This is a genomic window from Ramlibacter sp., assembly GCA_019635435.1.
In the GTDB taxonomy this organism is placed as follows: domain Bacteria; phylum Pseudomonadota; class Gammaproteobacteria; order Burkholderiales; family Burkholderiaceae_C; genus JAHBZM01.
Genome location: JAHBZM010000001.1, coordinates 3,356,320 through 3,380,495, shown reverse-complemented (window position 1 = coordinate 3,380,495; position 24,176 = coordinate 3,356,320). Strand labels below are relative to the sequence as shown.

The window sequence follows — 24,176 nt, the reverse complement described above, 5'->3', positions numbered from 1 at the left end:
CATGGAGTGCTACTGAAAATATAGCAATCAACTCTCGCTGGCGTCGCCGTCCGGGGCCGCGTCGCCTTCGTCGTCGGCCGGGTTGGCGTCGTTTTCGACGATGCGCTGCAGGCCGCTGAGCTTGGAGCCCTCGTCCAGGCCGATCAGCGTGACGCCCTGGGTGGCGCGGCCGAGTTCGCGGATCTCGCTGACGCGGGTGCGCACCAGCACGCCCTTGTCGGTGATCAGCATGATCTCGTCGTCGGCATGGACCAGCGTGGCCGCCACGACCTTGCCGTTGCGCTCGCTCTGCTGGATCGCGATCATGCCCTTGGTGCCGCGGCCGTGGCGCGTGTATTCCCCAATCGGCGTGCGCTTGCCGTAGCCGTTGACCGTGGCGGTGAGCACGGACTGCTGCTCGTCCTCGGCCACCAGCATGGCGATCACGCTCTGGCCGTCCTCCAGCATCATGCCGCGCACGCCGCGGGCGTTGCGGCCCAGCGGGCGAACGTCGTCCTCGTCGAAGCGCACGGCCTTGCCGCCGTCGGAGAACAGCATCACGTCGTGCTGGCCATCGGTCAGCGCGGCGCCAATGAGGTAGTCGCCGTCGTCAAGGTTGACGGCAATGATGCCGCCCTTGCGCGGGTTGTTGAACTCGTCCAGCGCGGTCTTCTTGACCGTGCCCATGGAGGTGGCCATGAAGACGTAGTGGTCGGCCGGGAAGCTGCGGAACTCGCCCGTCAGCGGCAGCACCACGTTGATCTTCTCGCCCTCCTGCAGGGGGAACATGTTGACGATGGGCCGGCCGCGCGAGCCGCGCGAACCCGCCGGCACTTCCCAGACCTTGAGCCAGTAGAGCCGGCCGCGGTTGGAAAAGCACAGGATCCAGTCGTGCGTGTTGGCGATGAACAGCTGGTCGACCCAGTCGTCTTCCTTGGTGGCGGTGGCCTGCTTGCCGCGGCCGCCGCGCTTCTGGGCGCGGTACTCGGACAGCGGCTGGCTCTTGATGTAGCCGGTGTGGCTGAGCGTGACCACCATGTCGGTGGGCGTGATCAGGTCCTCGGTGGCCAGGTCCTGGGCGTTGTGCTCGACCACGCTGCGGCGTGCGCCCAGCTTGGTCTGGCCGAATTCCTGGCGTACCGTGGCCAGCTCGTCGCCAATGATGGTGGACACGCGTTCGGGCTTGGCCAGGATGTCGAGCAGGTCCTCGATCTCGGCCATCACTTCCTTGTATTCCGCGACGATCTTGTCCTGCTCCAGGCCGGTCAGGCGCTGCAGGCGCATCTGCAGGATTTCCTGGGCCTGGGTCTCGGACAGGCGGTACAGGCCGTCGCTGCCCATGCCGAAGGCGCGCTCCAGCCCGTCGGGGCGGTAGTCATCGGCGTTGATCACGCCGCCGTCCGCGCGGGTGCGGGTGAGCATCTCGCGCACCAGCTTGCTGTCCCAGGGGCGGGCCATCAGCTCGGTCTTGGCGACCGGCGGCGTGGGCGATTCGCGGATGATGCGGATGAACTCGTCGATGTTGGCCAGCGCCACGGCCAGGCCCTCGAGCACGTGGCCGCGCTCGCGTGCCTTGCGCAGCGCGAACACGGTGCGCCGCGTCACCACCTCGCGGCGATGCTGCAGGAAGACCTTGATCAGGTCCTTGAGGTTGCACAGGCGCGGCTGGCCGTCGATCAGCGCCACCATGTTGATGCCGAAGGTGTCCTGCAGCTGCGTCTGCTTGTACAGGTTGTTGAGCACCACCTCGGGCACCTCGCCGCGCTTGAGCTCGATCACCAGGCGCATGCCCGACTTGTCGGACTCGTCCTGGATGTGGCTGATGCCCTCGATCTTCTTCTCGTTGACCAGTTCGGCCATGCGCTCCTGCAGCGTCTTCTTGTTGACCTGGTAGGGCAGCTCGTCGACGATGATGGCCTGGCGCGCGCCCTTGTCGATGTCCTCGAAATGGCACCTGGCGCGCATCACGACGCGGCCGCGTCCGGTGCGGTAGCCATCGCGCACGCCATTGATGCCGTAGATGATGCCGGCCGTGGGGAAGTCCGGGGCCGGGATGATCTCCATCAGCTCGTCGATGGTGGCCTCGGGGTGGCGCAGCAGGTGCAGGCAGCCGTCCACCACCTCATTGAGGTTGTGGGGCGGGATGTTGGTGGCCATGCCCACGGCAATGCCGCCCGAGCCATTGACCAGCAGGTTGGGCAGCCTGCTGGGCAGGACCAGTGGTTCCTTCTCGCTGCCATCGTAGTTGGGGCCGAAGTCGACGGTCTCCTTGTCGATGTCGGCCAGCATCTCGTGGGCGATCTTGGCCAGGCGGATCTCGGTGTAGCGCATCGCCGCCGCGTTGTCGCCGTCCACCGAGCCGAAATTGCCCTGGCCATCGACCAGCATGTGACGCATGGAAAAGTCCTGCGCCAGCCGCACGATGGTGTCGTAGACCGACTGGTCGCCATGGGGATGGTATTTACCGATCACGTCGCCCACGATGCGGGCCGACTTCTTGTAGGGCCGGTTCCAGTCGTTGTTCAGCTCGTGCATGGCGTACAGCACGCGCCGGTGCACCGGCTTGAGGCCGTCGCGCGCATCCGGCAGCGCCCGGCCCACGATCACGCTCATCGCGTAGTCGAGGTAGCTGCGCCGCATTTCCTCTTCAAGACTGATGGGCAGGGTTTCTTTGGCGAACTGGGTCATGAAGGGCGATGTGGCGGCGAAAAGAGCGCAATTTTACGGGTAACAGGCTGTAGCGATACAGCAACATATGGCAGCGAAGCGGTTTTGTCCTACGTGGACCTGAGCCGATAACCGTTGCGTGTGTAAGGACGTGTGGCACAATTGTCCCAACGCTTTTGGTGATGGTCACCTTAATCGTCTTGTATCGCAGCGCGGCTGCGGCTTTTTCCCCAAGAGGAGAACCATGAAGAAACTGAACAAAGTGGCGATGTTGTTTGCCTCCGCTGCGCTCGCAACCGCCGCTGGCGCCCAGTCGATCGATAACTGGCGCAACGGCACCTCCGAACTCGTCTGGAAGAACGGCACCAACGAACTGTGCTGGCGCGATGCCAACTGGACGCCTGCTACCGCAGCTGCCAGCTGCGATGGCGCCATCAAGGCTGCCATGGCTCCGGCACCTGCTCCGGCTGCCGCTCCGGCACCGGCTCCCGCCGCCGCGGCGCCGGCACCTGCTGCCGCTGCGCCGGCGCCCGCGCCAGCTGCTCCCGCTGCGGCCACCAAGGTGACCTACGCCGCCGACGCCTTCTTCGACTTCGACAAGTCGGTCCTGAAGCCCGAAGGCAAGGCCAAGCTGGACGACCTGACCGACAAGGTCAAGGGCATCAACCTGGAAGTCATCATTGCCGTGGGTCACACCGACTCCGTGGGCTCCGATGCCTACAACCAGAAGCTGTCGGTCCGCCGCGCTGAAGCCGTCAAGGCCTACCTCGTGTCCAAGGGCATCGAGAAGAACCGCGTGTACACCGAAGGCAAGGGCGAAAAGCAGCCCGTGGCCGACAACAAGACCGCCGAAGGCCGTGCGAAGAACCGTCGCGTGGAAATCGAAGTGGTCGGTACCCGCTCCAACAAGTAATCCTTCCCGGATTGCTTCAAAAAGCCCCGGCAACGGGGCTTTTTTCATGGCCTGAAGGAAAATGGTCGCATGAGTGACACTGTGAACGTCGACCCAGCGGAAATCGCCAAGTTCTCGGAGCTGGCGCATCGCTGGTGGGACCCGGACAGCGAATTCCGGCCCCTGCACCAGATCAACCCGCTGCGGCTGGGCTGGATCGAGGGGCTGGCGCCATTGGCGGGCCGCCGTGTGCTGGACGTGGGCTGCGGCGGCGGCATTCTGGCCGATGCCATGGCGCGTCGCGGTGCCGAGGTGCTGGGCATCGACCTGGCCGCTCGCGCGCTCAAGGTGGCGCAGCTGCATGCGCTGGAGGCACAAACCCCTGGCGTTGCCTACCGCGAGGTCAGCGTGGAGGCGCTGGCCGCCGAGATGCCGGCCAGCTTCGACGTGGTGACCTGCATGGAAATGCTCGAACACGTGCCCGACCCGGCCTCGGTCGTGCGGGCTTGTTCAGCCCTGGTCCAACCCGGGGGCTGGGTGTTTTTTTCCACCATCAACCGCAATGCGAAGGCCTTTCTTCTGGCCATCGTGGGCGCGGAATATGTGCTCAACCTGCTGCCGCGCGGCACGCATGAATACGAAAAGCTGATCCGGCCCAGCGAACTGGCGGGCTGGATCCGGGCCAGTGGCCTGGATCTTCGCGCCACCCGCGGTCTGGAGCACAACCCGCTGACCCGCAGGTACTGGCTGTCGGGCGACACCAGCGTCAATTACCTGGTGGCCACCCACAAGGCGGGCGCGTGATGTTCGCGGGGGTTGAGGCAGTCCTGTTTGACCTGGATGGCACCCTGATTGACAGCGCGCCAGACCTGGGCGCCGCCGCTGACCAGATGCGCGTGGCGCGGGGCCTGGCCTCATTGCCGCTGGAGCGCTACCGGCCCATGGCCGGCGCCGGGGCGCGTGGCATGCTGGGCATCGCTTTTGACATGACGCCTGCCCACCCGGACTATGACGCGATGCGCGAGGAGTTCTTCGTCAACTACGAGCGCCGCATGACCGAGCTCACGCGGGCCTTTGACGGTGTGCCTGAACTGCTCGGTCAACTGCATGGCATGGGCCTGGCCTGGGGTGTCGTGACCAACAAGTCCATGCGCTTCGCCGGGCCGCTCACGCGCGGCATGCCGCTGTTTGCCACGGCCGGCACGGTGGTGGGGGGTGACTCCACGCCCCATGCCAAGCCGCACCCCGCGCCACTGCTGGAGGCTGCCCGCCAGCTGGGGTTGGCCCCGGCGGCCTGCCTCTATGTGGGGGACGATGAACGCGACGTGGTGGCCGGGCTGGCCGCGGGCATGGGCACGGTGGCCGCCACCTACGGCTACCTCGGCCGCAACGGCGACACCCGGCAATGGGGGGCCCATGCCCACATTCACAGCCCGCTTGAATTGCTGTCGCTCTTGCAATCGGGCCCGAGGGCCTAAAATACCTTTTCCCGGGGCTGCACTGGTTTCGACGTGGGTTCGGACGCGTGGCAGGGCATGTCGAGCTGAATGTGCTCGTAAATCAGATTCAAACAAACTAACTGCAAACGACGAACGTTTCGCACTCGCCGCTTAATTGCCGGTGAGCTTTGCAACAGCAGGCCTATGGGCTGGGCAAGGGGTCTTGGCGCAAGCCACAGGCTCCCGGCTGCAAAGATAATTTCATAGGCTGGTTCCGTGTCGGGTAACTTGGCATGGAACGAGAAAATAGGTTGCTGGCGTCCTGTGCAGCGTGCCGCTGCGCGGCACAGGAAGCGAGATCCAAACCAGACGGCTAAACATGTAGAACTGTGCGAAGAAGGCTTGCGGACGGGGGTTCAATTCCCCCCAGCTCCACCATATCCGGGTCAAGCCGCCAGCGTGCCATCGCTGGCGGCTTTTTCCTTGTGTCCTCTTGTTGTTTCAGGAGCCGTCATGTCATCCACAGCTGTCCTTGCGCTGGACCCCGCCGTCGTCGAAACGCTCAAGGGCGTGACGACCGCCACCCTGACCACCGTGCTGCTGAAAAAAGGGCTGCGCAACGTCTGGATGCGCGGGACGCGTCCCCTTCGCGCGGATCAGCCGCGCCTGGTTGGGCGGGCATTCACCCTGCGTTTCGTCCCGGCGCGCGAGGACCTGGCAACACCCGCCTCCTGGGGCGCGCCCATCTCCACCCGCGCCGCCATCGAGGCCATGCCCGAGGGCGTGATCGCCGTGGTGGATGCCATGGGCGTGACCGACGCCGGCATCTTCGGTGACATCCTGTGCGCCCGCATGGCCAAACGCGGGGTGGCGGGACTCGTGACCGATGGCGTGGTGCGTGACCTGGCGGGTGTCCTGGGCACCGGCCTGCCGGTCTGGTGCCAGGGCACGGCGGCCCCGGCTTCGGTGGCGGGCCTGACTTTTGTCAACTGGCAGGATCCGGTGGGTTGCGGTGGCGTGGCGGTTTTCCCCAACGATGTGGTGGTGGTGGACACCGATGGCGCCGTGCTCATTCCGGCGGCCCTGCTCGACGAGGTCATGGCCGCCGCCGTTGAGCAGGAGCGTCTGGAGGGCTGGATCATGGCGCAGGTCGACCAGGGCGTGGCGCTGCCGGGCCTGTACCCGCCCAACGAAGACAACAAGGCCAAATACGAAGCCTGGAAGCGCGAGGCCGGCTGAACCGATGAAGCTGGAGGACGCGCTCTATTCGCAGGGCTTTGGCACCCGCCGCATCTGCGCGGGCCTGATCCAGCAGGGGCTGGTCAGCGTGGAGGGCGTCTCCTGCACCGACGCGGGCATGGAAGTTGAGCCTTCGGGCCTGCGCTTCAGCGTGCGTGGGGAAGCCTGGGAATTTCATGCCCCGGCCTACGTGATGCTGCACAAGCCGGCCGGCACCGAATGCTCCCAGAAGCCGTCGGCCTGGCCCAGCATCTACACCCTGCTGCCCGCCCCGTTGCGGCAGCGGCCGCAAAAGGGGGCCGTGCAGGGCGTGCAGGCCGTGGGCCGGCTGGACCAGGACACCACCGGGCTGCTGCTGCTGACCGACGATGGCAAATTCATCCACCGCATGAGCTCGCCGCGCCACCATGTCCCCAAGGTGTACGAGGTGGTCACCAAGCACCCCGTGGATGATGTCCAGGTGCAGCGCCTTCTGGGTGGTGTGGTGCTCGACGACGACCCCCGGCCGGTGGCCGCGGCGGCCTGCGAGGCGGTGTCGCCACTGCACCTGCGCCTGACCCTGACCGAGGGCAAATACCATCAAGTCAAGCGCATGCTGGCGGCGGTCGGCAACCGGGTGGAGGGCTTGCACCGATCGCGCATTGGAGGCCTGGCGCTTCCCGAAGACCTGGCGCCGGGGCAATGGCGCTGGCTGACTCCGGCGGACCTGGCCCTGGTCAGCGGCTGAGCCCGGCCAGGAATTGCGCCACCAGCCGGGTGGTCAGCGCCGGCTGGTCACGGTGCGGCGAATGCCCGCAGGCCGCGATGACTTCCATGCGGAAGGGGCCGCTGGTGGGGGCGATCTCTTCGATCTGCCGCAGCGTGCCGTAGACATCGTCCTCGCCCTGCAGTGCCAGCACGGGCGCGCTGATGCGCCGGCAGTCTTCACGGATGTCAAATGACCGGAAGGCCGGGCTGAGCCAGATGTCGTTCCATTGCCAGAAGGCCCCGTCTACATCGGCGTGGTAGCGCGCCAGCCGCTCGCGCAGGCCGCCTGATTCGAATGCGTCCCGCGCCTGCTCGATGGAGCGCACCGACACGTCCTCGACGATCACGTGCGGTGCCATGACGATGCAGGCCTCGACGGGGTGGCGGCTGGCGTGCAGCAAGGCGATGCTGCCGCCGTCGGAATGGCCCAGCAGCACGGGCCGGACGATGCCCAATTGCGCCAGCAAGGCCGGCAAGACCTCCCAGGCCTCGCGGTGCATGTAGTCGGGCTGGAGGCGGCCCGCGCCCCGCACATCGGGAACCGGGTCGGACTGGCCGTAGCCACGGCGTGACCAGACCAGGCCGGGGCGGCCGGTGGCCGCGCACACCGCCTCGGGCCAGAAACCGTCGCGACCCTGCCACAAGGCCACGCTGCCCAGGCCTTCGTGCAGGAAAACCAGGGGAGGGAGCGGGCCGCCCGGAATCTGCCGCACTTCGAGCCTCACGCCGTTGATGTCCACGCTTTGCATGGCGCCATGTTACGGGAAGGGGCTGCGGCGGGCAGGGGCCCGGCTACACTCTCGGGTTGGCCCTTGAACTGGTTTGTCCGTGACGTTTTCTTCCCGTTTTGCCGCGTTGGTGGCGCTTGTGCTGCTGACGGCGGCTCCCCTGTTTGCGCAGGCCCAGACGTCGCCGATCTTCGTGCTGAATTCGCTGGATGCGAGTGTCAGCGTGATCGACCCCCAGACCTGGAAGGAAACCCGGCGCATCGCGACCGGCAAGGAGCCGCACCACCTGTACCTGACGCCCGATGAAAGATCGCTGATCATCGCCAATGCGCTGGGCGATTCGCTGACTTTCGTCGACCCCCGCACGGCCGAGGTCCAGCGCACGGTGCGCGGCATTCTGGACCCGTACCAGCTGCGCTTTTCCCCCGACATGAAATGGTTCCTGACGGCGGCCAACCGGCTCAACCACGTCGACATCTATCGCTGGGACGGCAAGGACATGACGCTGGCCCGGCGCGTCTCCACCGCCAAGACGCCCAGCCACATCTGGATCGACAGCCGCAGCACCACGGCGTTTGTGACCATGCAGGACAGCGACGAGCTGGTGGCCATCGACCTGGCGAGCCAGAACCTCAAGTGGCGCACCCGCACCGGCACCATGCCCGCCGACCTGTACGGCACGGCCGATGACAGCAAGCTGCTGGTCGGCCTGACCGGCAGCGACAGCGTGGAGGTGTACGACGTGACCGGCAAGGCGCCGCGGCTGCTGAAAAAAATCCGGACCGGCGACGGTGCGCACGCGTTTCGCGCCACCGGCGACCGGCGCCATGTCTACCTGAGCAACCGCGTGGCCAACACCATCAGCAAGATCGATCTGCAGACGCTGGAGGTGGTGGCCAGCTACCCCGCGCCGGGCGGGCCCGACTGCATGGAGGTCATGACTGGCGGCAAGCTGCTGCTGGTCACCTCGCGCTGGGCCCGCAAGCTCACCGTGATCGACACCGAGCAGCAGAAGGTGGTGCGCCAGGTGAATGTTGGAAAATCTCCCCATGGTGTCTGGACGCTTGACCACATGCCCCGCTGAACGTCTCGGGCGATGGCGGGCGGGGGCTTTGCTTGCTATCTTTCTGGTAGCAGGAAGTGCCCACGCAGCAAGGACTGGCGCCCCAAATGCCTGCAAAAAGCCGCTCTATCTGACCTTTGACACCGGCCACATGGCCGTGGCGCCGCTGGTGGCGGACGTGTTGCAGCGCCAGCAGGTGCATGTCACATTCTTTGCCGCCAACGAGCGCACCCAGGCGGGCGACGGCAGCCTCGGCGAGCACTGGGCGTCCTGGTGGAAAGCCCGCGCCGCCGAAGGCCATGAGTTTGCCTCCCACACCTGGGACCACGTGTACTGGCGGGCCGACCTGCCCGGCGCCGTGCCGCGGTTCCGGATGCGGCCCTCGGCCGGCCCCCAGGAGGGCCGCGATCTGGAGTGGACCGCGGCCGAGTACTGCGCCGAGATCGACCGTTCCTCGCAGCGGCTGCTGGCCCTCACGGGCAGGAAGCCGCTGCCGCTGTTCCGGGCGCCCGGTGGCAAGACCTCGCCGGCCCTGCTGGCTGCGGCCCGCGCCTGTGGCTACGCCCATGTGGGCTGGGCGCCCGCCGGCTTTCTCGGGGACGAATTGCCCAGCGAAAAATTCAGCAATCAGGCTTTGCTGCAAAAGGCGCTGCGCGACATCCGCGGCGGCGACATCCTGCTGGCCCATCTGGGCATCTGGTCACGCAAGGACGCCTGGGCACCCGCCGTTCTGGAGCCGCTGATCGTCGGGCTCAAGGCCCGAGGCTTCTGTTTTGAAACGCTGCGCGAGCATCCGGCCTACCGGGCCTGGATTGCCGCGCACGGGTGAGGCCGCACATGGACTGGCTTGGCGATGCCTTCCTCGCGGCCCAGCAATGGCTGTTTGAAAGCGCGGTGCAGCCGCTGGTGTACGCGCTCGGGCTGGGGGGCCTGCTCGAGGATGCCTACGTGGGCACGGGCTGGATGCTGGTGGGGCTGGTGCAGATCGCGGTGCTGGTGGTGGTCATTGGCGCGCTGCAGCGCTGGCGCCCGGTCGAGCCCGTGACCGACCGCGCCACCATCCGCACCGACATCCTGTACACGCTGATCCACCGGCTGGGTGTGTTTCGCGTGGCGCTCTTCTTCACCGTGGACCCGCTGTTTGACGACTTCTTCGGCATGCTGCGCGTCGCCGGCCTGCCCACGCTGCATCTGGGGGAACTCTGGCCGGGCGTGACCGATGTGCCCTGGCTGAATTTCGCGCTGTACCTGGTGGTGTTTGACTTTGCTGACTACTGGATCCACCGCGGGCAGCACGCGTTCAACTGGTGGTGGAGCCTGCATTCACTGCACCATGCGCAGCGCCAGATGACCATGTGGAGCGACAACCGCAACCACCTGCTCGACGACCTGCTGCGTGACACGCTGATCGTGGTGCTGGCGCAGCTCATCGGCGTCCCGCCGGGCCAGTTCGTGGCCGTGGTGGCCTTCACCCAGCTCAGTGAAAGCCTGCAGCACGCCAACCTGCGGCTGTGGTTTGGCCGGGTGGGAGAACGGCTGTGGATCAGTCCGCGTTTTCACCGGCTGCACCACAGCATCGGCATCGGCCATGAGACCGCTGGCCGCGGCACGCTGGGAGGGCATAACTTTGGCGTGCTGCTACCGTGGTGGGACATGCTGTTTGGCACCGCCAACTTTGAGCACCGCTACGACGCCACCGGCGTGCGCGACCAGGTCGAGCAGGGGCGTGACTATGGCCGCGGTTTCTGGGCCCAGCAGTGGCTGGGACTGAAGCGGCTCGTGGGGCGGGGCTGAGGCGTCAGGATGGAGCGCGGTGGCGGGCGGGGCAACGCGCTATGCTCGCGCCATGAGCCTGTTTCTCGACTCCTTCTGGCGTGCGGCGGCCTATTGCCTGTTCCCCCGCGTCATTGCGCTGTCGTTCCTGCCGCTGGTGCTGATGGTGGCCCTGGCGCTGGGACTGGGCTACTTCTACTGGCAACCGGCGATTGACTGGGTCTTCGAGCTGCTGGGCTCGTCGGACCTGATGGGCAGCTTCTGGTCCTGGCTGCAGGGCATGGGCGCGGGCGACCTCAAGACCGTGGCCGCGCCATTGATCGTGATCTTTGCCGTCACCCCGATGATCGTGCTGCTGTCCCTGGTGGTGGTGGCCGTCTCCATGACCCCGGCACTGGTGGCCATGGTGGCCGAGCGGCGCTTTCCACTGCTGGAGCGCAAGAAGGGCGGCTCCCTGTGGCTCAGCCTGGCGTGGTCCTTCGGCTCGACGCTGCTGGCCGCCGTGGCGCTGGTCGTGTCCATCCCCCTGTGGCTGGTTCCGCCGCTGATCCTGGTGTTGCCGCCCCTGATCTGGGGCTGGCTGACCTACCGCGTGATGACCTTTGATGCGCTGGCCGAACATGCCAGCAAGGACGAGCGGCGCGAGATTTTCCGCCGCCACCGTGGTGCGCTGCTGGGCATTGGCATCCTCACGGGGTACCTGGGCGCGGCGCCCAGCGTGGTGTGGGCTTCGGGGGCGCTGTTTGCCGCGGCCTTTGTGGTGCTGGTCCCGGTGGCCATCTGGATCTACACCCTGGTCTTCGCGTTCTCATCCCTGTGGTTCTCGCATTACTGCCTGGCTGCGCTCGAGCGCCTGCGCGCCGACCCACCCCCCACAGGGGGCTTTGCCGCTCCTGCCACCCCTCTTCCAGGATGGTCGAATGAACCTGCCTCTCCCGCCCAGCCCGCCATCCATCCCCCAGCCGTCTGATGCCATGGCCCGCGTGGGGCTGGTGATCGTGGGCGATGAAATCCTCTCGGGCAAGCGCGCCGACAAGCACATGCCCAAGGTCATCGAACTGCTCGCCGCGCGCGGCCTGAGCCTGGACTGGGCCGAATACGTGGGCGATGCGCCAGACCGCATCACCGCCACGCTCAAGCGTGCCTTTGAATCGGGCGATGTGGTGTTTTCCTGCGGGGGCATAGGCGCCACGCCAGACGACCACACCCGCCAGTGCGCGGCGCGGGCGCTGGCGGTGCCCCTGGCGTTGCACCCCGAGGCCGAGGCGCTGATCCGTGAGCGCATGCGCGACACGGCGCGCGAGCAGGGCATCGCCTACGAGCCCGACCGGCCCGACAACATCCACCGGCTCAACATGGGGGTGTTTCCGCAGGGCGCGCGCATCATCCCCAACCCGTACAACAAGATTCCCGGCTTCAGCCTGGGCGCCGTCCACTTCGTGCCGGGCTTTCCGGTCATGGCCTGGCCCATGATCGAATGGGTGCTGGACCACCATTACCCGCACCTGTTCCGCCAGGCGGCCTGGGCCGAGCGATCGGTGATCGTGTTTGGCGCCATGGAGGCCACGCTGACCCCGCTCATGGAGGACATCGAACGCAACCACCAGGGGGTCAAGGTCTTCAGCCTGCCCAGCGTGGACCACCCCGAATACGGGCGCCATATCGAACTGGGCGTCAAGGGCGCGCCGGCACAGGTGGCCGATGCGTATCCGGCGCTGCTCACCGGGCTGGTCGGCTTCGGCGCGCGGCTTGGCCCTGAATTGGTGCGTTAGCAAGAATGACCCAAAACGGTGCAAAACAGCTTTGCACCAAAATAGAGCGACCTCTGAAAATTGCAGATTCCCTGCGGGGAAACGCCTTCAAGTCAGGGCACAATGACCCCCGTTCGCACACAGCCGGATGCACCAGCTTTGGCACAAAAACTGCATTCGTTGCTCGTCCTCTTTTTTTAACAACCATCCAACCCAGGAGATCCTGATGGCAAAGACCGTCGCAGACGTGATGAAGATGGTGAAGGAAAACGAAGTCAAGTTTGTTGACTTCCGCTTCACCGACACCCGTGGCAAGGAGCAGCACGTCACCGTGCCCGTTTCGCACTTTGACGAAGACAAGTTTGCGTCGGGCCATGCGTTTGACGGTTCTTCCGTTGCGGGCTGGAAGGGCATTGAAGCCTCCGACATGCTGCTCATGCCGGACGCGAACACCGCCAACATCGATCCGTTCTACGAAGAAACGACGCTGTTCATGAGCTGCGACGTGCTCGACCCCACCGACGGCAAGGCCTATGACCGCGACCCGCGCTCCATCGCCAAGCGCGCCGAGGCCTACCTCAAGTCCACGGGCCTGGGCGACACCGCCTTCTTCGGCCCGGAACCCGAGTTCTTCATTTTTGACGACGTGCGCTGGAACAGCGACATGTCGGGCACCTTCTACAAGATCGACGAGTACGAGGCTCCGTGGAACACCGGCAAGAAGCTCGAAGGCGGCAACAAGGGCCATCGCCCCGCCGTCAAGGGCGGCTACTTCCCCGTGCCCCCGGTTGACAGCACGCAGGACATGCGCGCCGAGATGTCCCTGATCCTCGAATCGCTGGGCGTGCCGGTCGAAGTGTTCCACCACGAAGTGGCTGGCGCCGGCCAGAACGAACTCGGCACCAAGTTCAGCACGCTGGTCCAGCGCGCCGACTGGACGCTGCTGCTCAAGTACGTGGTGCAGAACGTGGCCAACGCCTATGGCAAGACCGCCACCTTCATGCCCAAGCCCATCGTGGGCGACAACGGTTCCGGCATGCACGTGCACCAGTCCATCTGGAAGGACGGCAAGAACCTGTTCGCCGGTGACGGCTACGCCGGCCTGAGCGATTTCGCGCTGTACTACATCGGCGGCATCATCAAGCACGCCCGTGCCCTGAACGCCATCACCAACCCCGGCACCAACAGCTACAAGCGCCTGGTGCCCGGCTTCGAAGCCCCGGTGAAGCTGGCCTACTCGGCCAAGAACCGCTCGGCCTCGATTCGCATCCCGTTCGTGGCCAACCCCAAGGGCCGCCGCATCGAGGCGCGCTTCCCCGATCCGCTGTGCAACCCCTACCTCGGCTTCTCGGCCCTGATGATGGCCGGCCTGGACGGCGTGGAAAACAAGATCCACCCCGGCGAAGCCGCCACCAAGGACCTGTACCACCTGCCGCCCGAGGAAGACGCGAAGATCCCGACCGTGTGCCACAGCCTCGACCAGGCGCTGGAGTACCTCGACAAGGGCCGTTCGTTCCTGACCAAGGGTGGCGTGTTCACCGACACCATGATCGACGCCTACATCGAGCTCAAGATGCAGGAAGTCACGCGCTTCCGCATGGCGACGCACCCGGTCGAATTCGACATGTACTACTCACTGTAAATTTTTACAGTCTGTGGCAAAAAAAGGACGGCGAAAGCCGTCCTTTTTCTTTGGGGACATTTCCCGGATTTTGCTTTCTCGCCTGATTGGACGATACTGGCAGACCGTCCCTGCATTTTTTGGATGCGAGGAGAAAGCATGAAGTACCCTGTATTGATCACGTTGGCTGCTACGCTTTTGGTAGCGAACAGCCATGCCCAGAACGTTCCGAACGCCCAGAGCGGCCAGAGCAGCCAGAGCAGCCAGAACCGCATCTTCCGGTGCGGCAACGAATACACCAACAATGCCGCCATGGCGCAAAGCCGTGGCTGCCGGCTTGTCGAAGGCGGCAATGTGACCGTGGTGGAAGGCACTCGCGTGGCCGCGCCGGCCACGGTGCGCGTGGCCACCAATGCGCCTGCCGGCAACCAGCGCGTGGACAGCGGCGAGCAGCGCGCCCGTGACAACGATGCCCGCGCCATCCTGGAAGCCGAACTCAAGAAAGCCGAGGCGCGCCAGGCCGAGCTGTCCAAGGAATACAACAACGGCGAGCCCGACAAGCTGGGTCCCGAAACCAAGAACTACCAGAAGTACCTGGACCGCGTGGCCGAGCTCAAGGCCAGCATCGCCCGCAACGAGAGCGATATCGCCGGCATCCGCCGCGAATTGAGCCGCGCCGGGGCAAAATAGGCGGCTTGGAACAAGCCCGCCCCCCCACCTTCCCCCGTTTTCAGTCGTTCGACCTGCTGGCCACCCTGGTGGCCGTGGTTCGTGGCGACGGCACCGTCCTCTTTGCCAATGCCGCGCTCGAGGATGCCCTGGGCACCTCGCGCCGCATGATCGAGGGTTCTCCGTTGCCCGACTGCTTCACCGAACCGCACATCCTGCAGAACGCGCTGGAAGGCGCGGGCAGCAACGAGTTTGCGGCGCTGCGCTACGACGCCTGGCTGCGGCGGCTGAATCACGAGCCATTGCCCGTGCATGTCATCGTGGCCCAGACCGAGCGACCCGGCGAGATCATCGTCGAGCTGCTGCCGCTGGAGGCCCAGGCCAAGCAGGACCGCGAGGAGCGCCTGATCGACCAGGCCCAGGCCAACAAGGAGCTGATCCGCAACCTGGCCCATGAGATCAAGAACCCGCTGGGTGGCATCCGCGGCGCGGCGCAGCTGCTGCAGCTGGAGATCGATCCCGGCCTCACCGAATACACCCAGGTCATCATCCACGAGGCCGACCGGCTGCAGACGCTGGTGGACCGCCTGCTGGCGCCGCACCGTCGCCCGCATGTGGTGGGGGACGTGAACATCCACGAGGTCTGTGAGCGCGTGCGCTCGCTGATCCTGGCGGAGTTCCCGCGCGGGCTCAGGGTCAGCCGCGAATACGACACCTCGATCCCCGAGTTCCGCGGCGACCGCGAGCAACTGATCCAGGCCGTGCTGAACATCGCGCACAACGCCTGCCAGGCCCTGGCCGAGCGCATCCATGCAGGCGACGCGCAGTTGGTATTCCGTACCCGCATCGCCAGACAAGTGACATTTGGAAAGCAACGCTATCGACTGGCACTGGAATTGCATGTCATGGATAACGGGCCCGGTGTACCGGACTCGATCAAGGACCGCATCTTCTATCCGCTGGTGTCAGGGCGCGAGGGCGGTTCGGGGCTGGGGCTGACATTGGCGCAAACCTTTGTGCAGCAGCATCATGGTCTGATCGAGTGCGACAGCGTGCCCGGCCGGACGGACTTCAAGATCTTGATTCCGTTGCCATGACATAGCGACAGCCGTTTGACCTGAGGTGACAAAAATACATGAAGCCGATCTGGATAGTTGACGATGACCAATCGATCCGCTTCGTGCTGGAGAAGGCGCTGTTGCGCGAAGACCTGCCCACGCGCAGCTTCACCAACCCGCGCGAAGTGCTGGCGGCGCTGGAGGGCGCGAGCGACGAGGACGGCCCGCAAATCCTGGTGAGTGACATCCGCATGCCGGGCGGCTCGGGCCTGGACCTGCTGGCCAAGGTCAAGGAGAAACACCCCGGCCTGCCGGTCATCATCATGACCGCGTTCTCCGACCTGGACAGCGCCGTGAGCGCCTTCCAGGGCGGCGCGTTTGAATACCTGCCCAAGCCCTTTGACCTGCCCAAGGCGGTTGAACTGATCCGCCGCGCCGTGGAGGAAAGCCAGCGCGAGGAAGTGGCCGAGGAGCGCATGAGCGCGGCCCCCGAGATGCTCGGGCAGGCACCGGCCATGCAGGACGTGTTTCGCGCCATTGGCCGGCTCAGCCAGAGCAATGTCACGGTGATGATCACCGGCGAATCGGGCTCGGGCAAGGAGCTGGTGGCGCGCGCGCTGCACAAGCATTCGCCGCGCGCCAACGGCCCCTTTGTGGCCATCAACACCGCGGCCATTCCCAAGGACCTGCTCGAGAGCGAGCTGTTTGGCCATGAGCGCGGTGCCTTCACCGGCGCCCAGACCATGCGGCGCGGGCGCTTCGAGCAGGCCGAGGGCGGCACGCTGTTCCTCGACGAAATCGGCGACATGCCGTTTGACCTGCAGACCCGCCTGCTGCGCGTGTTGTCTGACGGGCACTTTTACCGCGTGGGCGGCCACAGCTCGGTCAAGGCCAATGTGCGCGTGATCGCGGCCACCCACCAGGACCTGGAGCTGCGCGTCAAGGAAGGCGTGTTCCGCGAAGACCTGTTTCACCGCCTCAACGTGATCCGCCTGCGCCTGCCGCGCCTGAGCGACCGGCGCGAAGACGTGCCCATGCTCACGCGCCATTTCCTGCAGCAAAGCGCCAAGCAGCTGGGCGTGGAACCCAAGCGCATTTCCGACGCCGCGCTGGCGCGGTTGAGCAGCTTCAGCTTCCCTGGCAATGTGCGCCAGCTCGAGAACATCTGCCACTGGCTCACCGTCATGGCGCCGGCCCAGGTGATCGAGGCCAAGGACCTGCCGCCCGAGGTCGCGGCCCTGCCCGAAGCGGCGCCGGCCGAGCCTGCGGGGCGGGCCGATGCCCCCGCCCGCGCCATGCCGCTGCCGGCGTTGGAGGATGGAACCGATTCACATGCCGATGCGCCGCTGCCGCACCTGGGCGGGCCGCTCAACGGCACCGCGTGGGAATCGGGCCTGGAAGTGGAAGCGCAGGAGTTGCTCGCCTCGGGGCGGCATGACGTGTGGGATGAACTCACCAAGCGCTTTGAGTCCAAGCTCATCCTCACGGCGCTGGCCAACACGCGTGGCCGCCGCATTGAAGCGGCGCAGAAGCTGGGCATCGGCCGCAACACCATCACCCGCAAGATCCAGGAACTCGGCCTGGAGTAGGGTGATGTGAGGCGCTGGCGGGCGAAGAACTAGGCGATCTCGGCGATCACCGGTGCGTGATCGCTGGGCTTGTCCCACTTGCGCGGCACCCGGTCCACCACGCAGCCCTGCACGCGGGGCTTGAGCGCCTCGCTCACCAGGATGTGGTCAATGCGCAGGCCACGGTTCTTGGGGTAGCCCAGCATGCGGTAGTCCCACCATGAGTAGCTCTTTTCGGGCTGCTCGAACAGCCGGAAGCTGTCGGTCAGGCCCAGCGCCAGCAGGCGCTTGAACTGGTCGCGCTCCTCGGTGGTGTGGTGGATGGTTTCGCGCAGGCCGTCGGGGTCGTAGCTGTCGCGGTCCTCGGGCGTGATGTTGAAGTCGCCCAGCAGCGCCAGCTGCGGATGCCCGGCCAGCTCCTCGCGCAGCCAGCCGTGCAGTGCGTCCAGCCACTTCATCTTGTAGGCAAACTTCTCGCTGCCGGGCTCCTGCCCGTTGACGAAGTAGCCATTGACCAGGCGCAGCGGGCCGGCCGCGGTGTCCAGCGTCGCGGCAATCACGCGCGACTGCTCGTCGGCAAAGCCGGCGATGTTGCGCACCACGTCGCGCACCGGCGTGCGGCTCAGGATGGCGACGCCGTTGTAGGTCTTCTGGCCAAAGGCCGCCGCGTGGTAGCCCGCGGCCTGCAGCGCGTCGAACGGAAACTTGTCATCCGTCATCTTGAGCTCCTGCAGGCACAGCGCATCCACGGGGTTGGCGGCCAGCCAGTCCAGCACATGCTGCAGGCGCGCGGTCAGCGAGTTGACGTTCCAGGTGGCGATCTTCAGGGTCATTCAGGGCTCCAGTCCATGGCTGGCGGGCACATGGTGCTATCAAATGTGCAGCAAGGCGAGGGTGCCGATGACGGCGCCCACGCCCGCCACGCCAAACATGCCGTACTCCAGCCATTTCTTTTTGGTGAGCAGCGCAATGGCCGCCAGCGCGATGGACACCTGCAAGGCCGTGGTGGCCTGGGCCCAGCGGTGGTGCTGGTGCATCTGCGCGTCTGACTTTTTGTCCCAGACGGTCGCCTCGGCTTCCAGCCGGTCGGCGGCGGCCTTGATCTCGTTCTTCTCTTTTTCGTAGCGCTCGATCTTGACCTGGTACTTGGCCTTTTCGCTCTCAGCCGCCGTCAGGTCGCGTGACAGCTCGGCCAGCGATTGCTTGGTGCTCTTGGACTGGAAGTAATTCCACTGGTTGGAGGCTTCGGTCTTCTTGATGGCCGCGTTGTTCTTGTACAGGCCGGCGTTGGCCTGGGTGGCGCCGCCCATGTAGGCAAAGATGGCGCCCACCGTGGCCACGATGGCCGTGAACACGGCAATCTGGTTGGTCAGGCTGCCGCCGCCAATGCCGTGGTGCGCCGTTGTGCCGTGTTCGCCCTGGGCCGCGTGTTCCAGCTCATGGTCGTGCGGGCCGTGCACATGAAATCCGCCTGCGGACATGTCAGCTTCCTTGTTGCTGTGTGTTGATGTGGTCGACGAAGCTGAAGACCAGCCCGTTGGACGAGGTGTGGCGCTCGCGGGCCACCTCCCGCCAATGGGCGCCCAGCTCGGGCGCATGGGCATCGCCGGCAAAATCGGCATCGATTTCCGTGATGGCCGCGCGCCGCGCCAGCGGCAGGGCCTGCGCGTAAATCTGGGCACCGCCAATCACCCAGACTTCCGGCGCCTGCTCGCAAAGTTGTAGCGCCATGTCCAGGCTGGGAGCGGACTCGGCGCCATTTTCTTTCCAGTCAGGGGACCGCGTGACCACCACATTGCGGCGCCCGGGCAAGGGCCTGAACCGGGGTGGCAGCGAGTCCCAGGTCTTGCGGCCCATGATCACGGGGCAGCCCATGGTGAGCGCCTTGAAGCGCGCCATGTCCTCGGGCAGGCGCCAGGGGATGGCGTTGTTCAGCCCAATCACGCGCTGGTGGGCCTGGGCCCAGATCACGTTGATCTTCACGGCCGCCCTCAAACCGCCACGGGCGCCTTGATGGCCCCGTGGCATTGGTAGTCCAGCACTTCAAAGTCCTCGTACTCGTAGCCAAACATCGAGTCGGGCCTGCGCTTGATGTTCAGCAGCGGGTAAGGGTAGGGCGTGCGGCTCAATTGCAGTTCCACCTGCTCGTGGTGGTTGCTGTAGATGTGGCAGTCGCCGCCGGTCCAGATGAAGTCGCCCACCGCCAGGTCGCATTGCTGGGCCACCATGTGGGTCAGCAGCGCGTAGCTCGCGATGTTGAACGGCACGCCGAGGAAAATGTCGGCGCTGCGCTGGTAGAGTTGGCAGCTCAGTCTGGCGGGCTCGCCAGCCACCTGCGATGGCGCCACGTAGAACTGGAAGAACGCGTGGCAGGGCATCAGCGCCATCTTGCTGAGCTCGGCCACGTTCCACGCGCTCACGATGATGCGGCGCGAATCGGGGTTGGTTTTGAGGGTCTTGATGACATCGGCAATCTGGTCGATGTGGCCGCCATCGGGCGTGGGCCAGCTGCGCCATTGCACGCCATAGACCGGGCCCAGGTCGCCGTCCTCGCGCGCCCATTCGTCCCAGATCGTCACGCCGCGCTCCTTGAGCCAGTTGTTGTTGGACGAGCCGGTCAGGAACCACAGCAGTTCCTGGATGATGGACTTGAGGTGCACCTTCTTGGTGGTGACCAGCGGAAAGCCTTCATTGAGATCAAACCGCATCTGGTAGCCAAACACGCTGCGCGTGCCCGTGCCGGTGCGGTCGGTCTTGGGCGCGCCCGTGGTGTACACGTGGCGCATGAAGTCTTCGTACTGGGAGCGGACGGGGCGGTTTTTCATCATCAAAAGCAGGGCTTCAGTGCCCGCCGAAAAGGGTGTCGAGGGCTGTCTGGATGTCCGCCTGGGACGGGCCCAGATGAGCCACGGGCGCGCGCAGCAGCCGCGTCGGGATGGCGCCAATTTCAGCGGTGTTCAGTATGACCTGCCTGCCCTTGACCGACAGGGCCGGGTTCAGGTCCCGGGCGCGCAAGGGCATGGCGTCGGCGCTGCAAAGCGGCACCACCACGGTGGTCTCGATCAGGTCCAAATAGTTGTTCTGCACGTCGAGCAAGTACGGCGTATGCCTGCGCTCGGACGCGGCGGGGTTGGGATAGACGTCAAAACGCGCCATGCTTATTTCGGCTGGTCGGCCTCTGCGCCTTTGGCCCAGGTCCTGTAGGGGGCAAGGGTCAGGCCGCGCTGGCGGATCTGAGCGTTGTACGCGTCAAACGCTTCCCGGTTGTCCTCGCGCCATTGTTGCCAGTAACGCTGGTTGACTTCTTTGGCCAGCAGCGCATCCACTGTTTGCGACAAATTCATGCCCAGCGAGCGCGCTTTCTCAACCGTCTGGGCGTCCAGGCTCAGATTGACGGGCTTTTTGGCGCCGGCTGGCACGGGGGCAGCGTTGGCTGTCATGGGGGCTCCCAAAGTCGGGTGTGAATGCGCATAAATTATACGCATCAAGGAGGCGCACGAGTGGCCCCGACCTCCACATCCCATCACCCGGCCCGGGACACGGCGCCGGGGGTGGCCGTGAGCACCCGCCCCGGGTTCATGATGCCCTGCGGGTCCAGCGCCTGCTTGATCGCCGCCATCATCTGCAGCGCCACGGGCGACTTGTAGTGGGGCAGCTTGCCGGCCTTGAGTTCGCCCACGCCATGCTCGGCCGAGATCGAGCCGCCAAAGGCGCGCACCTGGTCATAGACCAGCGTGTTGACCCGTTCCTCGTGGTCGCGCAGGAAGGCCGCGGCATCACCACCGGCCGGCGCCTGCACGTTGTAGTGCAGGTTGCCGTCGCCCAGGTGGCCGAAGTTGACCAGGCGCACGCCCGGGATGTCACGCTGCAGCAGGGCATCGGTCTCGGCGCAGAACGCGGGAATGCGCGACACGGCAATCGAGATGTCGTGCTTGATGTTCAGGCCTTCTTCGGCCTGCGCCAGCGGAATGCTCTCGCGCACATGCCATAGCTGGTGGGCCTGCGTGAGGTTTTCGGCCACCACGGCATCGGTGACGCAGCCTTGTTCCAGCGCGGTCTCCAGCAGGGCCTCGAAGCGCTCGCGCGCATGGGCTTCGCTCTCGCTGTCGGAATTTTCCAGCAGCACGCAGTACGGCGTGCTGTCATGGAAGGGCACGCGCACCTGCGGGTAGTGCCGCGCCACCAGGCCCAGCGCAAACTGGCCCATCACTTCAAAACCCGTGAGGCCTGCGCCCAGCTGCTGGTGGGCCAGGCCCAGCAGCGCCACGGCCTGCTCCAGCGAAGGCACAGCGGCCCAGGCTGTGAGGGTGGCGGCCGGCAGCGGATGCAGCTTGAGCGTGGCGGCGGTAATGACGCCCAGCGTGCCCTCGCTGCCAATGAACAGGTCGCGCAGGTCGTAGCCGGTGTTGTCCTTGCGCAGGCCGCTCAGGCCGTCCCAGACCTCGCCCTGCGCCGTGACCACCTCCAGTCCCAGGCACAGCTCGCGCGCATTGCCGTAGCGCACCACCTGCGTGCCGCCGGCATTGGTGCCCAGGTTGCCGCCGATGGTGCAGCTGCCTTCGGCCGCCAGGCTCAGCGGGAACAGGAAGCCGGCCTTCCTGGCCGTCTCCTGCAGCGTCTGCAGGATGCAGCCGGCCTCCACGGTCATGGTCAGGTTGGCGCCGTCGATGGCGCGCACGCGGTTCATGCGCGTGAGGCTGAGCACGACCTGCGTGCCCGAGCCGTCAGGCGTGGAGCCCACCACCAGGCCGGTGTTGCCGCCTTGCGGCACGATGCTGGCGCCCGCGGCGGCGCAGGCCTTGACCACGGCCGCCACCTCGACGGTGTTGCCCGGGCGCACCACGGCCAGCGCCTTGCCGCGCACGCGCTTGCGCCAGTCCTGCTCCCAGGCGCTCAGGTCGGCTGTGGGGTCGTCGTGGGTGAGCACGTGGGCGGCGCCGACGATGGCGCGCAGCTGGTCATTCAGCAAGTTCATCCGACGGCCCTCTTTTGCCGCAGCCGCACATGCAGCACACAGGCGGCAAACAGGCTCAGGCACAGCGCCACTTCCACCAGCGCCAGGTAGGAGCTGGGCGCGCGGTCGCCGCTGGCGCGCACCACGCCTTCAATGAAATACAGCCACACCACCAGGCTGACCCACCGGTAGGTGTACATGCGGTTGCGCAGCAGCCCCGCCAGCGGGAAGCACAGCGGCAGCACCTTCAGCGCCAGCCAGGAGCCGCCCGGACGCACCGGCGCCAGAAAAAGCTCCCAGGCCAGGCCCAGGGCGATCAGCCCCAGCACGCTGCCCACGGCCAGCCAGCGCGTGAGCCGCACATGGCGGTCGTTCGGGGAGGCGGGCTCGGGCGGGGCGTGGGGGTCTTGCAGGGACATGGCGATGGCATCATAGCGGCGATGAACTTCCAGCAACTCCTGCAGGACCTTTCCAACTTCCCCTGGAAATCCACGGCGCTGACCCTGCGCGAGCGCTTCCGCGAGGACCGCCTGGGCCTGACGGCCAGCAGCCTGACCTTCACCACCACCATTGCGCTGGTGCCGTTCTTCACCGTGGTGCTGGCCGTGTTCACCGCCTTCCCGATGTTCAGCAAGTTGCAGGGCACGCTGCAGACCTGGCTGGTGCAAAGCCTGGTGCCCGACACCATTGCGCGCCAGGTGCTGGGCTACCTGACCCAGTTCGCGGGCAAGGCCAGCCGGCTGGGCACGGTGGGCGTGGCGGCGCTGTTTGTGACGGCGCTGGCGCTGATCCTGACCATTGACCGCACCCTCAACAACATCTGGCGGGTGCGCCGGCCGCGGCCGTTCACGCAGCGCGTGCTGGTGTACTGGGCCACCATGACGCTCGGGCCGCTGGTGCTGGCGGCCAGCCTGGCCACCACCTCGTATGTGATCTCGGCCTCGCGCGGGCTGGTGGGCGGCATGCCGGGCGGCGTGCGCTACCTGCTGGACGCGCTGGAGTTTGTGCTGCTCTCGGGCGGGCTGGCCGCGCTGTACCGCTACGTGCCGCACACCCATGTCAAGCGCGGCCACGCCTGGGCCGGTGGCCTGTTCGCGGCGCTGGGCATCGAGGTGGCCAAGAACCTGCTGGCGTTGTACATCAGCGTGGTGCCCACTTACTCGGCGGTGTACGGCGCCTTTGCCACGCTGCCCATCTTGCTCGTGTGGATCTATGTGGCCTGGGTGATCGTGCTGCTGGGTGCCGTGGTGGCGGCCTACCTGCCCAGCCTGCTGCAGGGCGTGGCACGGCGCGGTGGCGGGCACGGCTGGCAGTTCCAGCTCGCGCTGGAGGTGCTTCAGCAGCTCAACCGCTCGCGCCCCACGGCACGGCGCGGGCTGAGCGCGGCGGAACTGGAGCGCGCGCTGCAGGTCGACACCCTGCAGCTGGAGCCGGTGTTCGAGACGCTGACGGCGCTGGACTGGGTGGGCCGGCTCAACGAGGTCGATGACGAGGCCGAGACCCGCTACATCCTGCTGGCCGACCCCGACTCGACGGTGATGGAGCCGCTGGTGCGCCACCTGCTGCTGGCGCACACGCCGGGCACCGAGAATTTGTGGAAAAACATCCGCCTGCCCGCGCTGCTGCTGCGCGACGCGCTATGAAAAGCGCAGCAGGCCGGGCGTGACCTCAAAACGGGATCTTGCCCGTGAGGATGTCCTTGTACATCACCCAGTCGCCCATGAAGCTGAACAGCGGGCGCTTGAAGCTCGCGGGCTTGTTCTTCTCGAAGCCGAAGTGGCCCACCCAGGCAAATCCATAGCCGCACAGCAGGCCGGCCAGGATGAACAGCGGCTGGCCCGTGGTGGCGAACAGCAGCAGGCATGACAGCGCCAGGCTGCTGCCCACAAAGTGCAGTCGGCGGCAGGTGCGGTTGCTGTGCTCGGTGAGGTAGAACGGGTAGAACTCGGCAAAGGTCCTGAAGCTGCGCGGGTCAACGGCGGCGGTGCTGGCGGTGCTGTCCATGGCTTGTCTCCTTGTGGGAGCCAG

Annotated in this window: 26 protein-coding genes and 1 other RNA gene; 16 read left to right on the top strand and 11 right to left on the bottom strand. The window is 66.1% G+C overall.

What is annotated here, in order from left to right:
• Positions 1-27: 27 nt before the first annotated feature.
• Positions 28-2,667: a DNA gyrase subunit A gene (gene gyrA, locus KF796_16300; GenBank protein ID MBX3588196.1), complete on the bottom strand. Its 2,640-nt coding sequence runs from the start codon at positions 2,665-2,667 to the stop codon at positions 28-30.
• 223 nt (positions 2,668-2,890) lie between these two features.
• Between gyrA and KF796_16295 the strand changes: the two genes are divergently transcribed.
• The 6 genes from KF796_16295 (at position 2,891) to KF796_16270 (ending at position 6,943) form a co-directional block, all read left to right on the top strand.
• On the top strand, positions 2,891-3,559 hold the full coding sequence (locus KF796_16295; protein ID MBX3588195.1) for an OmpA family protein: 669 nt from the start codon (positions 2,891-2,893) through the stop codon (positions 3,557-3,559).
• A gap of 69 nt (positions 3,560-3,628) precedes the next feature.
• Positions 3,629-4,342, top strand: coding sequence for a bifunctional 2-polyprenyl-6-hydroxyphenol methylase/3-demethylubiquinol 3-O-methyltransferase UbiG (gene ubiG, locus KF796_16290; GenBank protein ID MBX3588194.1), 714 nt, complete (start codon positions 3,629-3,631; stop codon positions 4,340-4,342).
• Complete coding sequence (locus KF796_16285) at positions 4,342-5,016, top strand: HAD-IA family hydrolase (protein ID MBX3588193.1); 675 nt, start codon at positions 4,342-4,344, stop codon at positions 5,014-5,016. Before ubiG ends, KF796_16285 begins: the two co-directional genes overlap by 1 nt.
• Positions 5,017-5,029: 13 nt before the next feature.
• Positions 5,030-5,415: a transfer-messenger RNA gene (gene ssrA / locus KF796_16280) on the top strand.
• A gap of 75 nt (positions 5,416-5,490) precedes the next feature.
• Positions 5,491-6,216 carry a ribonuclease activity regulator RraA gene (locus KF796_16275; protein MBX3588192.1) on the top strand — a complete coding sequence of 242 codons (726 nt, stop codon included), beginning with the start codon at positions 5,491-5,493 and terminating at the stop codon, positions 6,214-6,216.
• A 4-nt stretch (positions 6,217-6,220) separates the two neighbouring features.
• Positions 6,221-6,943, top strand: coding sequence for a 16S rRNA pseudouridine(516) synthase (locus KF796_16270; GenBank protein MBX3588191.1), 723 nt, complete (start codon positions 6,221-6,223; stop codon positions 6,941-6,943).
• Here KF796_16270 and KF796_16265 read toward each other — a convergent pair.
• Positions 6,933-7,712 (bottom strand): alpha/beta hydrolase, encoded by a 780-nt coding sequence (locus KF796_16265; GenBank protein MBX3588190.1) that lies wholly within the window; start codon positions 7,710-7,712, stop codon positions 6,933-6,935. The genes KF796_16270 and KF796_16265 overlap by 11 nt on opposite strands.
• 106 nt (positions 7,713-7,818) lie before the next feature.
• Between KF796_16265 and KF796_16260 the strand changes: the two genes are divergently transcribed.
• The 9 genes from KF796_16260 (at position 7,819) to ntrC (ending at position 17,215) form a co-directional block, all read left to right on the top strand.
• Positions 7,819-8,775 carry a YncE family protein gene (locus KF796_16260; GenBank protein MBX3588189.1) on the top strand — a complete coding sequence of 319 codons (957 nt, stop codon included), beginning with the start codon at positions 7,819-7,821 and terminating at the stop codon, positions 8,773-8,775.
• Positions 8,741-9,583, top strand: a complete 843-nt coding sequence (locus KF796_16255; protein MBX3588188.1) for a polysaccharide deacetylase family protein — start codon at positions 8,741-8,743, stop codon at positions 9,581-9,583. The genes KF796_16260 and KF796_16255 overlap by 35 nt, the downstream gene beginning before the upstream one ends.
• 8 nt (positions 9,584-9,591) lie before the next feature.
• Positions 9,592-10,548, top strand: coding sequence for a sterol desaturase family protein (locus KF796_16250; protein ID MBX3588187.1), 957 nt, complete (start codon positions 9,592-9,594; stop codon positions 10,546-10,548).
• Positions 10,549-10,600: 52 nt separating this feature from the next.
• Positions 10,601-11,497, top strand: a complete 897-nt coding sequence (locus KF796_16245; protein ID MBX3588186.1) for an EI24 domain-containing protein — start codon at positions 10,601-10,603, stop codon at positions 11,495-11,497.
• 4 nt (positions 11,498-11,501) lie between these two features.
• Positions 11,502-12,299 (top strand): competence/damage-inducible protein A, encoded by a 798-nt coding sequence (locus KF796_16240; GenBank protein MBX3588185.1) that lies wholly within the window; start codon positions 11,502-11,504, stop codon positions 12,297-12,299.
• A gap of 205 nt (positions 12,300-12,504) precedes the next feature.
• On the top strand, positions 12,505-13,920 hold the full coding sequence (gene glnA, locus KF796_16235) for a type I glutamate--ammonia ligase (GenBank protein MBX3588184.1): 1,416 nt from the start codon (positions 12,505-12,507) through the stop codon (positions 13,918-13,920).
• Positions 13,921-14,058: 138 nt separating this feature from the next.
• Positions 14,059-14,589: a hypothetical protein gene (locus KF796_16230; GenBank protein ID MBX3588183.1), complete on the top strand. Its 531-nt coding sequence runs from the start codon at positions 14,059-14,061 to the stop codon at positions 14,587-14,589.
• A 5-nt stretch (positions 14,590-14,594) separates the two neighbouring features.
• Positions 14,595-15,665, top strand: a complete 1,071-nt coding sequence (locus tag KF796_16225; protein MBX3588182.1) for a PAS domain-containing sensor histidine kinase — start codon at positions 14,595-14,597, stop codon at positions 15,663-15,665.
• A 38-nt stretch (positions 15,666-15,703) separates the two neighbouring features.
• Positions 15,704-17,215: a nitrogen regulation protein NR(I) gene (ntrC, locus tag KF796_16220; GenBank protein ID MBX3588181.1), complete on the top strand. Its 1,512-nt coding sequence runs from the start codon at positions 15,704-15,706 to the stop codon at positions 17,213-17,215.
• Positions 17,216-17,244: 29 nt separating this feature from the next.
• On the opposite strand, the gene xth is transcribed toward ntrC, so the two are convergent.
• The 8 genes from xth to KF796_16180 form a co-directional block, all read right to left on the bottom strand.
• Positions 17,245-18,021, bottom strand: a complete 777-nt coding sequence (gene xth, locus KF796_16215; protein ID MBX3588180.1) for an exodeoxyribonuclease III — start codon at positions 18,019-18,021, stop codon at positions 17,245-17,247.
• A 45-nt stretch (positions 18,022-18,066) separates the two neighbouring features.
• Complete coding sequence (locus KF796_16210) at positions 18,067-18,675, bottom strand: DUF4337 domain-containing protein (protein ID MBX3588179.1); 609 nt, start codon at positions 18,673-18,675, stop codon at positions 18,067-18,069.
• A gap of 1 nt (position 18,676) precedes the next feature.
• On the bottom strand, positions 18,677-19,177 hold the full coding sequence (locus KF796_16205; protein ID MBX3588178.1) for a dihydrofolate reductase: 501 nt from the start codon (positions 19,175-19,177) through the stop codon (positions 18,677-18,679).
• Positions 19,178-19,185: 8 nt separating this feature from the next.
• The gene (locus tag KF796_16200) at positions 19,186-20,019 is read right to left on the bottom strand and encodes a thymidylate synthase (protein MBX3588177.1); all 834 of its coding nucleotides are present in this window, start codon (positions 20,017-20,019) and stop codon (positions 19,186-19,188) included.
• A 16-nt stretch (positions 20,020-20,035) separates the two neighbouring features.
• Complete coding sequence (locus KF796_16195) at positions 20,036-20,350, bottom strand: CcdB family protein (protein ID MBX3588176.1); 315 nt, start codon at positions 20,348-20,350, stop codon at positions 20,036-20,038.
• Between the two features lie 2 nt (positions 20,351-20,352).
• Entirely contained in the window at positions 20,353-20,634 is a 282-nt protein-coding gene (locus tag KF796_16190) for a type II toxin-antitoxin system CcdA family antitoxin (protein MBX3588175.1), read from the bottom strand.
• 83 nt (positions 20,635-20,717) lie between these two features.
• The gene (locus KF796_16185) at positions 20,718-22,169 is read right to left on the bottom strand and encodes an FAD-binding oxidoreductase (GenBank protein ID MBX3588174.1); all 1,452 of its coding nucleotides are present in this window, start codon (positions 22,167-22,169) and stop codon (positions 20,718-20,720) included.
• A complete protein-coding gene (locus tag KF796_16180; GenBank protein MBX3588173.1) occupies positions 22,166-22,567 on the bottom strand; it encodes a DUF2069 domain-containing protein in 402 nt (133 codons plus the stop codon). Before KF796_16180 ends, KF796_16185 begins: the two co-directional genes overlap by 4 nt.
• Before the next feature lie 21 nt (positions 22,568-22,588).
• Here KF796_16180 and KF796_16175 point away from each other — a divergent pair, with 21 nt between their 5' ends.
• The gene (locus KF796_16175) at positions 22,589-23,791 is read left to right on the top strand and encodes a YihY family inner membrane protein (protein MBX3588172.1); all 1,203 of its coding nucleotides are present in this window, start codon (positions 22,589-22,591) and stop codon (positions 23,789-23,791) included.
• Positions 23,792-23,816: 25 nt separating this feature from the next.
• Here the strand turns inward: KF796_16175 and KF796_16170 are convergent, their stop codons facing one another.
• Entirely contained in the window at positions 23,817-24,152 is a 336-nt protein-coding gene (locus KF796_16170; GenBank protein MBX3588171.1) for a DUF962 domain-containing protein, read from the bottom strand.
• Positions 24,153-24,176: the final 24 nt, after the last annotated feature.

Bases quoted from the DNA above. Each gene is read 5' to 3' on its own strand.
- KF796_16230 (MBX3588183.1), top strand. From the start codon at position 14,059: ATGAAGTACCCTGTATTGATCACGTTGGCTGCTACGCTTTTGGTAGCG.
- KF796_16285 (MBX3588193.1), top strand. From the start codon at position 4,342: ATGTTCGCGGGGGTTGAGGCAGTCCTGTTTGACCTGGATGGCACCCTG.
- KF796_16270 (MBX3588191.1), top strand. From the start codon at position 6,221: ATGAAGCTGGAGGACGCGCTCTATTCGCAGGGCTTTGGCACCCGCCGC.
- glnA (MBX3588184.1), top strand. From the start codon at position 12,505: ATGGCAAAGACCGTCGCAGACGTGATGAAGATGGTGAAGGAAAACGAA.
- KF796_16190 (MBX3588175.1), bottom strand. From the start codon at position 20,634: ATGACAGCCAACGCTGCCCCCGTGCCAGCCGGCGCCAAAAAGCCCGTC.
- KF796_16180 (MBX3588173.1), bottom strand. From the start codon at position 22,567: ATGTCCCTGCAAGACCCCCACGCCCCGCCCGAGCCCGCCTCCCCGAAC.
- KF796_16275 (MBX3588192.1), top strand. From the start codon at position 5,491: ATGTCATCCACAGCTGTCCTTGCGCTGGACCCCGCCGTCGTCGAAACG.
- KF796_16245 (MBX3588186.1), top strand. From the start codon at position 10,601: ATGAGCCTGTTTCTCGACTCCTTCTGGCGTGCGGCGGCCTATTGCCTG.
- KF796_16170 (MBX3588171.1), bottom strand. From the start codon at position 24,152: ATGGACAGCACCGCCAGCACCGCCGCCGTTGACCCGCGCAGCTTCAGG.
- KF796_16240 (MBX3588185.1), top strand. From the start codon at position 11,502: ATGGCCCGCGTGGGGCTGGTGATCGTGGGCGATGAAATCCTCTCGGGC.
- KF796_16265 (MBX3588190.1), bottom strand. From the start codon at position 7,712: ATGCAAAGCGTGGACATCAACGGCGTGAGGCTCGAAGTGCGGCAGATT.
- KF796_16185 (MBX3588174.1), bottom strand. From the start codon at position 22,169: ATGAACTTGCTGAATGACCAGCTGCGCGCCATCGTCGGCGCCGCCCAC.
- gyrA (MBX3588196.1), bottom strand. From the start codon at position 2,667: ATGACCCAGTTCGCCAAAGAAACCCTGCCCATCAGTCTTGAAGAGGAA.
- KF796_16210 (MBX3588179.1), bottom strand. From the start codon at position 18,675: ATGTCCGCAGGCGGATTTCATGTGCACGGCCCGCACGACCATGAGCTG.
- KF796_16195 (MBX3588176.1), bottom strand. From the start codon at position 20,350: ATGGCGCGTTTTGACGTCTATCCCAACCCCGCCGCGTCCGAGCGCAGG.
- KF796_16250 (MBX3588187.1), top strand. From the start codon at position 9,592: ATGGACTGGCTTGGCGATGCCTTCCTCGCGGCCCAGCAATGGCTGTTT.
- KF796_16295 (MBX3588195.1), top strand. From the start codon at position 2,891: ATGAAGAAACTGAACAAAGTGGCGATGTTGTTTGCCTCCGCTGCGCTC.
- KF796_16175 (MBX3588172.1), top strand. From the start codon at position 22,589: ATGAACTTCCAGCAACTCCTGCAGGACCTTTCCAACTTCCCCTGGAAA.
- KF796_16255 (MBX3588188.1), top strand. From the start codon at position 8,741: ATGGTGTCTGGACGCTTGACCACATGCCCCGCTGAACGTCTCGGGCGA.
- ntrC (MBX3588181.1), top strand. From the start codon at position 15,704: ATGAAGCCGATCTGGATAGTTGACGATGACCAATCGATCCGCTTCGTG.
- ubiG (MBX3588194.1), top strand. From the start codon at position 3,629: ATGAGTGACACTGTGAACGTCGACCCAGCGGAAATCGCCAAGTTCTCG.
- KF796_16200 (MBX3588177.1), bottom strand. From the start codon at position 20,019: ATGAAAAACCGCCCCGTCCGCTCCCAGTACGAAGACTTCATGCGCCAC.